This is a genomic window from Yoonia sp. R78084 (genome assembly GCF_044595625.1).
Lineage (GTDB): Bacteria > Pseudomonadota > Alphaproteobacteria > Rhodobacterales > Rhodobacteraceae > Yoonia.
The window spans coordinates 1,706,650-1,720,128 of sequence record NZ_CP138993.1; the positions used below are offsets into that span (position 1 = coordinate 1,706,650).

At 57.6% G+C, this 13,479-nt stretch carries 16 protein-coding genes; 10 read left to right on the plus strand and 6 right to left on the minus strand.

The genetic code is table 11. The features are described 5' to 3' along the window. Positions 1–117 precede the first annotated feature (117 nt). A complete protein-coding gene (locus SJY29_RS08720; protein ID WP_400088791.1) occupies positions 118–1,023 on the minus strand; it encodes an alpha/beta hydrolase in 906 nt (301 codons plus the stop codon). Then, a complete protein-coding gene (gene tgt / locus SJY29_RS08725; RefSeq protein ID WP_400081908.1) occupies positions 1,020–2,150 on the minus strand; it encodes a tRNA guanosine(34) transglycosylase Tgt in 1,131 nt (376 codons plus the stop codon). The genes SJY29_RS08720 and tgt overlap by 4 nt, the downstream gene beginning before the upstream one ends. A 627-nt stretch (positions 2,151–2,777) precedes the next feature. On the opposite strand from tgt, the gene SJY29_RS08730 reads away from it, so the two are divergent. The 4 genes from SJY29_RS08730 to tpiA all read left to right on the plus strand — a co-directional run bounded on the left by SJY29_RS08730 (position 2,778) and on the right by tpiA (position 4,895). Then, positions 2,778–3,008 carry a hypothetical protein gene (locus tag SJY29_RS08730; protein WP_400081911.1) on the plus strand — a complete coding sequence of 77 codons (231 nt, stop codon included), beginning with the start codon at positions 2,778–2,780 and terminating at the stop codon, positions 3,006–3,008. 139 nt (positions 3,009–3,147) lie between these two features. Continuing rightward, entirely contained in the window at positions 3,148–3,510 is a 363-nt protein-coding gene (locus tag SJY29_RS08735; protein WP_110279099.1) for an SUF system Fe-S cluster assembly protein, read from the plus strand. Between the two features lie 95 nt (positions 3,511–3,605). Continuing rightward, positions 3,606–3,968: a HesB/IscA family protein gene (locus tag SJY29_RS08740; RefSeq protein WP_400081914.1), complete on the plus strand. Its 363-nt coding sequence runs from the start codon at positions 3,606–3,608 to the stop codon at positions 3,966–3,968. Between the two features lie 195 nt (positions 3,969–4,163). Further along, positions 4,164–4,895, plus strand: coding sequence for a triose-phosphate isomerase (gene tpiA, locus SJY29_RS08745; protein ID WP_400081916.1), 732 nt, complete (start codon positions 4,164–4,166; stop codon positions 4,893–4,895). On the opposite strand, the gene SJY29_RS08750 is transcribed toward tpiA, so the two are convergent. Beyond that, positions 4,892–5,722, minus strand: coding sequence for a B12-binding domain-containing protein (locus tag SJY29_RS08750; RefSeq protein ID WP_110279102.1), 831 nt, complete (start codon positions 5,720–5,722; stop codon positions 4,892–4,894). The genes tpiA and SJY29_RS08750 overlap by 4 nt on opposite strands. Positions 5,723–5,919: 197 nt before the next feature. Between SJY29_RS08750 and SJY29_RS08755 the strand changes: the two genes are divergently transcribed. After that, entirely contained in the window at positions 5,920–7,089 is a 1,170-nt protein-coding gene (locus tag SJY29_RS08755) for a cytochrome P450 (RefSeq protein ID WP_400081919.1), read from the plus strand. Between the two features lie 2 nt (positions 7,090–7,091). Here the strand turns inward: SJY29_RS08755 and SJY29_RS08760 are convergent, their stop codons facing one another. The 3 genes from SJY29_RS08760 to SJY29_RS08770 form a co-directional block, all read right to left on the minus strand. Beyond that, positions 7,092–7,892: a DUF2145 domain-containing protein gene (locus tag SJY29_RS08760; protein ID WP_400081922.1), complete on the minus strand. Its 801-nt coding sequence runs from the start codon at positions 7,890–7,892 to the stop codon at positions 7,092–7,094. 9 nt (positions 7,893–7,901) lie between these two features. After that, positions 7,902–8,237 carry a hypothetical protein gene (locus SJY29_RS08765; RefSeq protein ID WP_400081924.1) on the minus strand — a complete coding sequence of 112 codons (336 nt, stop codon included), beginning with the start codon at positions 8,235–8,237 and terminating at the stop codon, positions 7,902–7,904. Between the two features lie 84 nt (positions 8,238–8,321). Continuing rightward, positions 8,322–8,783, minus strand: coding sequence for an Lrp/AsnC family transcriptional regulator (locus SJY29_RS08770; protein ID WP_327542664.1), 462 nt, complete (start codon positions 8,781–8,783; stop codon positions 8,322–8,324). A 135-nt stretch (positions 8,784–8,918) separates the two neighbouring features. Here SJY29_RS08770 and cysG point away from each other — a divergent pair, with 135 nt between their 5' ends. The 5 genes from cysG to SJY29_RS08795 are packed head-to-tail and all read left to right on the plus strand — an operon-like array spanning position 8,919 to position 13,398. Beyond that, positions 8,919–10,310, plus strand: a complete 1,392-nt coding sequence (gene cysG / locus SJY29_RS08775) for a siroheme synthase CysG (protein ID WP_400081927.1) — start codon at positions 8,919–8,921, stop codon at positions 10,308–10,310. Further along, positions 10,310–10,609, plus strand: a complete 300-nt coding sequence (locus SJY29_RS08780) for a DUF2849 domain-containing protein (RefSeq protein ID WP_110279107.1) — start codon at positions 10,310–10,312, stop codon at positions 10,607–10,609. The genes cysG and SJY29_RS08780 overlap by 1 nt, the downstream gene beginning before the upstream one ends. Before the next feature lie 2 nt (positions 10,610–10,611). Continuing rightward, the gene (locus tag SJY29_RS08785) at positions 10,612–12,282 is read left to right on the plus strand and encodes a nitrite/sulfite reductase (protein WP_400081930.1); all 1,671 of its coding nucleotides are present in this window, start codon (positions 10,612–10,614) and stop codon (positions 12,280–12,282) included. Next, a complete protein-coding gene (locus SJY29_RS08790) occupies positions 12,272–12,991 on the plus strand; it encodes a phosphoadenylyl-sulfate reductase (protein WP_400081933.1) in 720 nt (239 codons plus the stop codon). Before SJY29_RS08785 ends, SJY29_RS08790 begins: the two co-directional genes overlap by 11 nt. Then, on the plus strand, positions 12,988–13,398 hold the full coding sequence (locus SJY29_RS08795; protein ID WP_400081936.1) for a DUF934 domain-containing protein: 411 nt from the start codon (positions 12,988–12,990) through the stop codon (positions 13,396–13,398). Before SJY29_RS08790 ends, SJY29_RS08795 begins: the two co-directional genes overlap by 4 nt. Positions 13,399–13,479 lie beyond the last annotated feature (81 nt).

Consider the following 13,479-nt stretch of genomic DNA (forward strand, 5'->3'; position numbering starts at 1 on the left):
ACAGACATCTGATGTGTTTGTCGCAGATTGCCTGTCCCGCGATGTGACCGCAACCTGCAAAGACGAAAAGTTTTCCGCAAAATATGCGATGCTCGTGGCACGTCGCCTGTGGTGAGCTTACGTCTTCTCGGCAAGCCACGCGCAGACGAAGTCTGCCACACGCGGGTCCATCGGCTGAGACAATTGTCTTTTGTAGTCCATAAAGCCGGCTTCAGAGGTCGCACGCAAGAGGTGCGACAAGTCATCAATCTGCGCCAGACGCGCCTGCGGGTTCATCTGCGCGATTTTTGCTGCATCCGCAGGCGGGCACTGACAGTCACGTCCGGCCGCCAAAACCAAGGTGGGGCGCTGGTTTGTCCGGTGAAGTGCCGCCACATCTGCCTTCAGGAAATCACGCAACCAGCGCGCCGGAACACGCTTTCCCGCCAGCCAGACGAAATCGGCACTGCTGCCCAGCACCCGCGCAATCAGCTTTTCCTGTAATGCAACAGGACCACCAAACACCTTGGTGATTAGCCGTGCGAGCACCCCTGTGATCCCCGTCAGACCCGCGATATCGGCTTGCGCTTTTTGCGCCTGCCAGCGCAACAAATCCGGACCAGGCGTCAGATAAGGACAGAGCAAAACCAATCCGGCAACATCGGCCTGTGCCGCGGCAGCGGGTGCAATGGCCGTTCCTTCGGAGTGACCGCACAGATAGACAGGCCCCAGACCGTGGCTCTGCACCCACGCTATGCAAGCTATGAGATCCGCCACCATTTCAGACTGGTGCAAGCGTTTGAAATCCCCGCCAGAGGCCCCGACGCCGCGCTTGTCGTACCGCAGGGACGCAACGCCAATATTAAAGAACGCGTCCGCCAAGGTATTGAAGATATTCAGCTTCGCGCCTTTACTGTTCTCATCCCGATCCATCGGGCCAGAGCCATGCACAAAAATAACAACCGCTTTAGCCGCATCCGGAACAACCAACGTTCCCGCAAGTGTTACGTCACTTGCGTTAATGAGAACCGATGACTGGGTCACAGCGGCGCGATATCCCCAAGCGCACGGGTGGCGTGGAATTCGGCCTCCCAGTCTGCAAAGCGGCCTGCTGCAATCGCATCACGCATCCCCTGCATGATCTCCTGGAAATAATGCAGGTTATGCCATGTCAGAAGCATACCGGAAATCATTTCCTGCGCACGGAACACATGGTGCAGATAAGCGCGGGAATAATGGGAACAAGCCGGACATGTGCAATGTTCATCTAGTGGCCGGGGGTCATCCGCATGGCGCGCGTTCTTGATATTGATCACACCGCGGCGGGTGAACAACTGGCCGGTGCGGCCGGACCTGCTGGGAAGCACACAGTCCATCATATCAATCCCGCGTTTGACAGCACCTACGATATCGTCGGGCTTGCCCACGCCCATCAGATAGCGGGGTTTATCGACGGGCAATTGGTCAGGTGCGAAATCAAGCACGCCGAACATCGCCTCCTGCCCTTCGCCCACGGCCAAACCGCCCACAGCGTAGCCATCAAACTCGACAGCTTTCAACGCTTCGGCACTCTGCGCGCGCAGATCTTCTTCCAAGCCGCCTTGCTGGATGCCAAAAAGCGCATGGCCCGGCCTGTCACCAAAGGCATCACGCGACCGCTGCGCCCACCGCATCGACAATTCCATGCTTTCGGCAATACGTTTGCGATCAGCGGGCAGTGCCGGACATTCGTCAAAGCACATCACAATGTCGGACCCGAGTAGCTTTTGTATCTCCATCGAGCGCTCGGGCGTCAGCTCATGTTTGGAGCCGTCAATATGGCTTTTGAAGGTCACGCCCTTCTCGGTCAGCTTGCGCAAATCGGCAAGGCTCATGACCTGAAAACCACCGCTGTCGGTCAGGATCGGTTTGTCCCAATTCATGAATTTGTGCAGACCACCAAGGCGGTCGATCCGCTCCGCCGTGGGGCGCAGCATCAGGTGATAGGTATTGCCGAGCAAGATATCAGCACCGGTCGCAGCGACACTTTCAGGCATCATTGCCTTGACGGTGGCGGCGGTGCCAACAGGCATAAATGCAGGCGTGCGAATATCCCCGCGCGGGGTTGAGATTACGCCGGTGCGGGCTTTGCCATCAGTGGCGGTCAGGGCGAATGAAAAGCGTTGGGTCATACGCCCCTCTTCCCCGATATCGCTGAATTTGCCAAGGGGCTTCGGTTTTTGGCAGGCCTCCTTCGGATGAGTAACCCCGCAAGGTCAGTCTGAGCGCATCAGGCGCCTGTTGCCCGCTGAAGGACACGACAGGCAGAGCAATAATGCAGACCCAAATGCTGCCTAGGATGGCGGCAATGTGGGGGATTGCGGCGAAAAACGGGTGAAAATATGTCAAAAATGACATGATTACAACTGCTTACTAGTCTTTAGGTCAGGTGTACTTCATACATAGAAATTGTTATATCTTGATCATTGCTTATCAAAATTAGCCTCTCGAATAGAACGCAGCGCCTTATGATGAGTAAATGTCTTTCAGTTATTCCTGAAATTTACTGATCAGGCTGCAACCAGTGGCTTCCGCCTCAATCGCGTGGTCGCCACAGTCTGCCGCAGCGAATAGACCGCTTGTATATTCGCTGCAAACTCGGCGCTTTGGCAGTTGCCATCGCGTCTATCGATCCCGGCGAAGAATGTGCCGAACCTTGGCATGGACATGCAACTGGGCCGTAAGTGTACTAGTGAAAGTTCTGTCTGATGAAAATGTTCCCACATACCTTCGCACCGGTCCCCCCCGTTCAAGAGCCCGTGCAACAAAAACAAACAAAGGCGATCCGCCCGCAGCACTGCGCCAAGGGCGATGTCCCGGTCAACCTCGATATCGAAAGACTGGTCGCGGTGATGCGCTCCGCCAGCGCCTGCCCAAAGGATGCGCAGCAATGCAGGCGCGAACTGATTAAGAAACTGCCCCCAGAAACAATCGACTGGAACACCGTGAACTGGGTCGCTTTATGGCCCTTTAAGACACGGCGTCATTGATCCTGCGCCAATTTTGGCTGTACGGGCCCGCGTTGCCCCGACCGACCGTGTCATCGATCTGGCACTTTGCCTCGCACCCCCTTTACGCCCCCGCGCCCAATCCCTATATGTTTGCTCAGGAATTGCGGGAACCAAGACCATGACAGATAGTAACGCTCAGCTTGAAGGTGCGCCAATGATTGCGCCATCAACGACCGATCACCCCCTTTACGAGGATGTCGTCAAGGCCTGCCAATCTGTCTACGACCCTGAAATTCCGGTGAACATCTATGATCTGGGTTTGATCTACACGATTGATATCTCGGAAGATAACGCCGTTAACATCATCATGACCCTGACTGCCCCGGGTTGTCCTGTGGCTGGTGAAATGCCCGGATGGGTCGCCGATGCAGTTGAACCCCTGCCGGGCGTGAAACAGGTTGATGTCGAGATGACGTTCGAGCCGCAATGGGGTATGGATATGATGTCAGACGAAGCGCGTCTTGAACTGGGCTTCATGTAAACTGCCGCCAGCCTGATCACATTCTCTGGCATTGGCACAGCCGCACCTTGAGTGCGCGGTCCATCTCACCTACATTGGATGCAAAGGAGCACTTCATGTTCGGCATTCCAGGCAAACAAGCGGTTACCATCACCGACAAAGCCGCGGCACAAATCGCCAAGCTGATGGCAAAAGACGGTCATCAGGGCTTGCGCATCGGCGTCAAGAAAGGCGGCTGTGCGGGCATGGAATACACCATGGACTATGTGACCGAGGTTGATCCGCTGGATGAGGTGGTCGAACAGGATGGCGCACGTGTCATGATTGCGCCAATGGCGCAGATGTTCCTTTTCGGCACGGAGATTGATTACGAAGTCTCACTCCTCGAAGCGGGCTTCAAATTCCGCAATCCCAACGTTGTTGACGCATGTGGTTGCGGCGAGTTGATCAAGTTTGACGAGAACCTTTCCACCAGCTGAGCAAGCGCGCAGAGAGTCCTTTTGCGCGTTCCGGCAAGAGCCACCCGCGACGGCCGGCCTGTTCCGAAAAATGTCGGTGACCTGTCAATTCACTGCGGTGCTGCGGGTCCAATGCCGTGGCTGCCCTTGACGTGGGCCAAGAGGCCTGCGAGTTAGCTAAACGCACTCTTGCTTTACCGGAATAAGGACGCCGCTATGCCCCGTAAGATCGCCGCAGGTAACTGGAAGATGAACGGGACGCAAAGCACACTGGCCGAATTAGAGAAGCTCGAAGACAAACATGGCGATGCGGATATCGCGATCCTGATCTGCCCCCCCTTCACCCTGATTTCCGCCTGCGAAGACACGCCATTTGATATCGGCGGTCAGGATTGCCACACAGCTCAGGCGGGCGCACATACCGGCGACATCAGCGCTGAAATGCTTGCAGACGCCGGGGCCAGTTATGTGCTGCTGGGTCACTCCGAACGCCGCACTGACCACGGGGAAACCGACGCGCTGGTCGCGGCAAAGGCGCAAGCGGCCTATAATGCGGGGCTCATTGCGGTCATCTGCATCGGAGAAACACTCGACGAGCGTGAAAACGGCACAACGCTTGATGTCATTGATCGGCAGCTTGCAGGCTCGCTACCGGCAACAGCGGATGCGCTGAATACGGTCATTGCCTACGAACCCGTCTGGGCGATCGGTACCGGAAAAGTGCCGTCAAACGACCAGATTGCCAAAGTCCACGCCCATATACGCAAACGCCTGCAAGACCGCTTTAGTGACGGGACAGAAATGTCACTGCTCTATGGCGGCTCTGTCAAAGGCAGTAACGCCGCAGAGATCTTTGCCGTGCCAAATGTGAACGGTGCCCTAGTTGGCGGGGCCAGCCTGACCGCCGAGGCTTTCTCGCCCATCATTTCGGCACTCGAAAAGGCCTAGCCCGCGTCGATATTGATCAGATCACGCAGTGTATGGACCGCGGTTTCGATGTCTTCCATCACAGCATCCGCACCGACCACATCAATGATATCCGCATGGTGCGTCAGGATATTGCCCGCCACAATCACATGCGCCAGCGGTTGCGAGATACGCAAGGCCAGCACCAACCGTGTCAGCGCTTCGATCATCCCGTCGGAATTGGCAACCAGCACAATAGCTTTGTAGTTGCGCCGCTCCGACTGTTCGATGAGCGTGTCATGATCCAGCGCCACCATCATATCCACATCCCAGCCCTCACGGCGGAACACATCAGTGGCGATCTCGATCCCGATCGTGTGGGTTTCACCTGGCACCAGCGCGAACATCGCAGGCCAGTCGTCCCTGTCGCCGAAAATTCCGGGGGCAATCACATGGCGCAGGCCACGGATGATGCGATAGAGCTTGCCGCAGGCCAGTGTGACATCAATGAACGAAATATCGTCATTGTCCCACATCTCGCCCAAGCGGCGGGCAGCACCTGCCACATAGCCCAGATAGATCGCCTCAAGCGCAACACCGTCGCGTCGCGCCGACAGAATAAAGTTGTCTGCCGCATCATCAGTTTTCGACAGCAATGCGCCACACAACTGCTCGATATCTGACTTCGTTGGCAAATCTTCTTTTTTCAACGCATGTGGCATTCGAAAAGCAAGACGCCTTACAACTTCGCGCGCAAGGGCCGAGACAGCCTCTTCCGGCAGTTTCTCTCCGACCAACCGGAAATGGCGGTCGGCCCTACGATACTCTGAGCGATCAAACGCGTTCTCGTCCATAGGCGCGTTGGCCATGAACGTCCCTCCCATGTTGGCTACGGAATTCACAATGTCATCTGTTCCCGACGACTATTTGTATCCAACTGTATGCATGTTAACATGGGAAAACTGGCCGCATACCGCGTCAGAACGTCGCGGCGCAGGTGCAGCATGACATGCAAATATTTCGCTGCCGCTTGCAATCTGCAGGGCGGTCGGACAAATGTTCTGACATGCAAAAATTTCAAAAATCCCCCACTGATCCGGCCTTTGTTCAAGACCCATATCCGTTCTATGCGCAGGCCCGTGGTGCAGGTGATTTCATCTGGTGGGACGACTTTGAGATGGCCTGTGCTGTGTCGCATAAGATGGTGCATGCAGTGCTACGCGACAAACGGATGGGGCGCGAATGTCCACCTGAACTTGCACCCGATATCCCCACACATCTTCGGCCGTTTTATGACGTTGAGGACCATTCGATGCTGGCGATTGAACCGCCACGCCACACCCGTCTGCGATCCCTTGTTCTGCGTGCGTTTACGAGCAGAACAGTCGCCGCACTCGGCCCTGACATCCGCCAACTCTGCCATGAGTTGATTGATAGGTTTCCAAATCAACCCTTTGATTTGCTAACTTATTATGCCCAACCAGTGCCGGTGGTCATTATCGCGCGCCTTCTCGGTGTTCCCGAAGAACGCGCCGATGATTTGCTACGCTGGTCCAACGCCATGGTGGCAATGTATCAGGCCCGCCGCACCCCAAAGATCGAGGCAGCCGCTGTAGCCGCCACAAATGATTTTGTCGCCTTCATGCGCGGCTACATTCAGGTCCGCCGCAAGACTCCTGCCGATGATCTGATCTCGACCCTTATTGCCGCCGAAGAAGACGGCGCTCGTCTGAGCGAGGATGAGTTGATCAGCACCTGCATCCTGCTTTTGAATGCAGGGCACGAGGCGACAGTGCATACTTTGGGCAATGGCACCAAGACGCTGCTGGAACAGGGTCTGCGCGAGATCGACGAAGCCTTGGTCGAAGAAGTGATCCGCTACGATCCGCCCCTGCATCTGTTCACGCGCTGGGTTTATGAGGATGTGACCCTGGGCGGCCAGTCCTTCAAGCGCGGTGACCAGATCGCCTGTCTGCTGGGCTCTGCAAACCGCGATTCGCAGGTCTATACGGACGCTGATTCCTTTGATCCGACCCGCAAAGGCCCGCAGAACACAAGTTTCGGGGGCGGCATCCACTTCTGCGTTGGCGCGCCACTGGCCCGTCTTGAGCTTCAGATCGCCCTTGAGGTCCTGTTTGAACGCTGCCCCGATCTGCGCCTGACCGAAGCTCCGGTCTATGGCGATGTGTATCACTTTCACGGGCTGGAACGGCTGATGGTCTCCACCAGCCGTTAGGGTCAGAACCGTGTCAGCGCCGTGGGCGTGATCCGGTAAATCTCTGCTGCAAGGTCATTATCGCCCATGAACCGCGCGATGGAGCCGAAGGTTGCTGTACCGACCTGCGCACCATGATCGACCGTGGTCAGCGCCTGTGACGCAGCGGGCGCCAAAAGGCGTTGCAATCCGTTGATTGGCACGGGCTGTGGTGCAAAATAGGCGGCGATATTGGCTTTTATTTGGGCGCGATCATCCGTGTCGTAGAGGGCTGCCATCACCACATCCAACGTATGCTCGGTGCAGTTCTGAAACTGTGCCGTGCGCGGATTGGCCAGCACCGAATAGTTGGCGTTGTGCAGGGCGGCATAGGTCGGGCTGTCAATCACGGCCAGCAGTTTGCGCTGCAGGCGCGGATCAGGGATGATCACACCGGCGTCCAGACTATGCGCTCCAGCAAAGAAATCGGCAGGTGTGTCTTGGACAAGGTCGCTCTGGGTCAGATCACCTTCGCGCTGGTAGAGATTATAGACGCGGTACCCCTGCCCCGTTGAGCCGTCAGCGCGGGTGATCTGCGCGAAAACCCAAAAAGCGACATGAGTATAGTTGATCCCGTCCGGCAGGACGGACGGATCACGCCCGACCCGCGAAACAATGGCCACATTGGCGCCGCGCGACGCAAGATCGCGCTGCACACGGTTGGCGAAACTGGCGACCTCATCGGCGGGCAGAACGGGGTTGCCGGCTGCACTGCTACCTGCGAAAGACGGCGTGGTGAAGGCAGCTATCGCCGACACAAGAATAATAAAAAGACGTTTCATCATGGCCTCCCCCTAGTCCAACCGTGGCGGGCCATCAGCCGCTACACATGTTGCCGTTTGCATGGTCTGGCAGGTGCCCAGTCCCGCCTCCAACACGTCGCTACCAACCGCCACAGAGGTGGTCCCGACGCTCTCAATTGCCGCGCCGGTTACTGAAAGCGCAGCTCCTGTCGCGATGATCGGCACCGCCGAAACAGTCGCGGCACCTGATGCCACCGCCGCCGCGCCATGACTGGCGGCTTCCGCGATGTGGTTGGCGGATTGGGCAGTATGCTGTGCGCTGGGTGCAGCACAGGCTGCTGCCAAAGCAAGTGTCGCGAGGGTGACTGTGATCTTTATCGTTCGCATGGTGTCTCTCCAAATATGAACATTGTTCACATATCTAGAGAGCCGGAATTGCGCCGTCAACAAAAATATTGAACATCGTTCATTTTAGAGTGGTAGAGCCACGGTCGACTTAATCTCTTCCATCGACAAAAGTGCTGTCACATTATGCACTTTCACCTCGGAAATCAGGGCTTGATAGAACGTGTCATAGGCCCGCGCATTGCGCACGCGCACCTTTAAAATATAGTCAATATCCCCCGCCAAACGATGCGCCTCTTGCACTTCAGGTCGTGACTTCAATGCCTTGAGGAACCGCCCCTGCCACTCGGCATCATGCTCGGACGTGCGGATCAGAACAAAGAAACAGGCCTCAAACCCAAGCGCCTCGGCATCGAGCAAGACTGTGTGCTGGCCGATCACCCCCGCCTCACGCAATTTGCGAATGCGATTCCAAACAGGCGTCTTGGAGGACCCCACAGCCTTGGCGATATCGTCCAGCGATTGCGCCGCATCCGCCTGAAGTGCCGCTAAAATCTTCCGGTCTGTGGCGTCTATGCGTACCGACATTCTTAAATCCCCTCAATCATAGGACAGGCAGTCCAAATTCGCAGCAAGGCAGAACATATGTCCTTAACTGGCATCATGGGGAGGCAAATAGCAGAACGATGTTCTATATTGAAGCTAAGAAATTTGAGGTTCGCTATGAAGCATTTCCCGATCTTCCTTGCCGTCGAAGGCCGCCGCATCGTTCTGTCAGGCGGTGGTGATGCCGCAATGGCCAAGCTGCGTTTGCTGATGAAGACCGAGGCGCATCTGACCGTCATCGCCGCCGAGATCGCACCCGATATCCGCAAATGGGCCGATCAGGGCAAGCTGCGGATCATCGAGCGCGCCATGGAGCCAGGTGACGCAATTTGCGCTGCGCTGTTCTATGGCGCCAACGAGGATGACGCCGAAGACGCCCGCGTGGCTGCGATTGCCCATGCCGAGGGTGCGTTGGTCAATATCGTCGACAACCTTGCTGACAGCCAGTTCATTACCCCGGCCATTGTGGATCGTGATCCGGTGACAATCGCAATCGGGACAGAGGGTGCCGCCCCTGTTTTGGCGCGCGCGATCAAAGCCGATCTGGAAGCACGGCTGCCTACATCGCTGGGTGTGCTTGCGCGGATCGGCAAAACCTTCCGCCACGCGGTTGATGTGCTGCCGATGGGCCGCAAGCGCCGTGATTTCTGGTCGGCCTTTTATTTCGGCACAGGCCCCAAGGCGTTGGCCGATGCAGGTGAACACGCGGTTGTCCCCGCACTGGAGACGCTTCTGGACAGCCACATCATGCAGGAGCGGAAATCCGGTTCCGTCGATCTTGTCGGCGCAGGCCCCGGTGATCCGGAACTTCTGACGCTGAAGGCCCGCAATGCGCTGGATAAGGCCGATGTTGTTATTCACGACCGGTTGGTAACGCCCGAGATTCTGGAACTTGCCCGCCGCGAAGCAATTATCATCGACGCAGGCAAAGAAGGCTTTGGCAAAGCGATGGCGCAGTCCGATATCGACGCGCTGATCGTGCAACACGCGCTGGACGGCCACCATGTCGTGCGCCTGAAAGCCGGCGATCCCACAGTCTTTGGCCGCTTGGACGAAGAAATCGCCGCAATCGCGGCGCATGACATCCCCTACACCATCATCCCGGGCATCACGGCGGCTTCTGCCGCTGTCGCCAACATCGGGCAAAGCCTGACCAAGCGCGGGCGCAACTCAGCGGTGCGCCTTATCACGGGGCATGACACCAAAGGCTATGCCGATCACGACTGGCGAGCATTGGCCGCCCCCGGTGAAGTGGCGGCGATCTACATGGGCAAGAAATCGGCCCGTTTTATCCAGGGCCGCTTGCTGATGCATGGCGCTGATCCGGCAACACCTGTGACGATTATCGAAAACGTCAGCCGCGCCGATCAACAGATCATCGCGACCACGCTGGCCGAACTCGAACCCACCCTGACCCAAGCCAATTTGCAAGGCCCGGCCATCACCTTCCTCGGCCTTGCCCCCCGTGACGCCGCAGCATTGGCGATCAGCCAAAAGGAATTTGCATAATGGCCCGTACATTCACACCCAAAGTGGTCACCGCCAACGCCTTGCTGGAAGGCGATGCCGTCTGGTTGGCAGAGGATGACACATGGACACGCGACATCCGCGAAGCCGAGCTGCTGACAGATGAGGCCCACGCCGAGCTTCGCCTGCTTGAGGCGCAATCGCGCAGGGATGAAATCGCAGGGGCCTATCTGGCGGATGCCAAAGCCACCGAAGACGGCCCTGCGCCGACCCATTTCCGCGAAGAATTCCGCACACGCGGTCCTTCAAACTACGCCCACGGCAAGCAAGTGGAACTGTAATCATGTATACCTACACCGATTTTGACGAAGCCTTCGTGCGCACCCGCGTCGCCCAATTCCGCGCGCAAGTGGAACGCCGCATTGACGGGTCACTCACCGAAGATGAATTCAAGCCGTTGCGCCTGATGAACGGTCTTTATCTGCAATTGCACGCTTATATGCTGCGGGTCGCGGTGCCGTATGGCACGCTGAACCCCGCGCAGATGCGCCAGCTTGCCTATATCGCGGACCGTTGGGACAAGGGCTATGGCCACTTCACCACACGCCAGAACATCCAGTATAACTGGCCCAAGCTGCAGGATGTGCCGGATATGCTTGATGCGCTGGCCGATGTCGGCATGCATGCAATCCAGACCTCGGGCAACACGATCCGCAATGTGACCGCCGATCATTTTGCCGGTGCGGCTGCCGATGAGATCGAGGATCCGCGCGCGATTGCCGAATTGCTGCGCCAGTGGTCCACGGATCACCCAGAGTTCCAGTTCCTGCCGCGCAAGTTCAAGATCGCCGTGACCGGTGCGGCGCATGATCGCGCAGTGACCAAAGCGCATGACATCGGTTTGCGCATGGTCCGCAATGACGCGGGCGAGCCGGGCTTTGAGGTTATCGTCGGTGGTGGTCTTGGCCGCACGCCGATGGTGGGCAAGATGCTGCGGGCGTTCCTGCCCAAGGCCGATCTGCTGCCGTATTGCGAGGCGATCGTCAGCGTCTACAACCTGCTGGGCCGCCGCGACAATAAGTATAAAGCGCGGATCAAGATCACGGTGCATGAAAACGGGCTGGAAAAGATACAAGAGCTGGTCGAAGCCCGCTTTGCCGATATCCGCACTGATTTCACAGGCCACGACCAAGCACTGCTGGCCGAGATTGAGGCCGCCTTTGCGCCACCCGCCTTTGTGACGAAATCCACTGACGGGTATGAGGCCGCGCGCCTTGCAAACCCCGCCTTCCGGTCATGGAGCGACACAAACCTCGCCGCGCACAAGGCCGAAGGCTATGCCATCGTGTCGATCAGCATCAAGAAACACGGTGCCACGCCGGGCGATGCGACCTCGGACCAGATGCGCGTGATGGCCGATCTGGCCGAGCAATACGGTCACGGTGAATTGCGCATCAGCCACGAGCAGAACGTCATCCTGCCCCATGTGCATAGATCCGACCTGCCTGCGGTCTATGCGGCACTGCGTGAGGCGGATCTGGCGACGGCCAATATCGGCCTTGCGTCCGATATCATCGCCTGCCCCGGCATGGATTACTGCGCGCTGGCCACCGCCCGTTCGATCCCCATTGCACAAGAGATCGCGACCCGTTTCGACGAGCTCAAGATCGAGCACGAAATCGGCCAGTTGAAGATCAAAATCTCGGGCTGCATCAACGCTTGCGGGCACCACCATGTGGGCCACATCGGTATCCTTGGCCTCGACCGTGCGGGCGTGGAAAACTACCAGATCACGCTGGGCGGTGACGGGACCGAGACCACGACAATCGGTGAACGCGCCGGTCCCGGCTTTTCTGCGGATGAAATCGTGCCTGCCATCGAACGCCTTGTGACTGGTTACCTGTCGCTGCGCCAAGACGCGGATGAAACCTTCCTGCAGGCCTATCGCCGTCTGGGAATGGAGCCTTTCAAAGCCATCCTTTACCCACGAGAGGATAAAGCAAATGCCGCTTAAAGAACTCGTTGAACGTCGCAATATCCTGCACCGCAAGAGTGATGCGCAAACTGTGCTGCGCCATGCGTTGGATGATGTGGAACTTGGCAAAATTGCTTTGGTGTCATCCTTCGGGGCCGAGAGTGTCGTGCTCTTGCACATGCTGTCCGAGATCGACAAGGACGCGGCGGTCATTTTCCTCGATACCGAAATGCTGTTCGCGGAAACACTGGCCTATCAAAAAGAGGTCGCGGAACATCTTGGCCTGCGTGATGTGCGCGTGATTACGCCAAACCGCAACGCGGTGCTGACCGAGGATGTGGACGGGCTTTTGCATCAGGCCGACAAAGACGCCTGCTGTGATCTGCGCAAGACCCGGCCCTTGGCTGAGGCGCTTGAGGGTTTTGACGGCTGGATCACGGGCCGTAAACAGTTTCAAGGCGGCAGTCGTGCGTCGCTCCCGCTGTTTGAAAAGGACGGCCGCAAGATCAAGATCAACCCGCTTGTCCAGTGGAGTTCTGCCGATCTGAACGCTTACATTACCGATCACAACCTGCCACGCCATCCGCTGGTGGCCAAAGGCTATCCCTCCATCGGCTGTTTGCCCTGCACCACCCGCGTGAGCGACCATGAAGACCCGCGCGCAGGGCGCTGGCGTGGTAGCGACAAAACCGAATGCGGGATTCATTTTGAGAATGGCAAAGCCGTACGACAAGGACAGGCAGCATGAGTGTGATTATAACAGACCGCGGGTTTCAAACGGATGATTTCACCGCAGGTTTTGTCGGCTTGGGTGAAAAAGCCGCAAATGATTGCGGCTATGGCATCGACCTGCCGTCCGACACGTCACCTGACGCCTTGGCCGATCTGACACAGGCCAAGATGATCCGGATTGACTTTCCATCCTCGGCAGACGGGCGCGGCTTTACGCTTGCGGCACTGTTGCGGCGGGCGGGCTATCAGGGACGCTTGCGCGCCAAGGGTCATGTGCTGGCCGATCAATACGCGATGGCGCGCCGGTCCGGCTTTGACGAGATCGAGATTGATGACGCCCTCGCCGCACGCCAGCCCGAAGAGCAATGGCTCTACCGTGCAGACTGGCAAAAGCACCACTATCAGGCCCGTTTGCGCGGCTAATCGGCAAAGAATAGACCCGCACCCCTTTCCCTGATCCAGATCAACGACTAAACCGGAGGGCGGCCCTATCAGGGCTGCCAT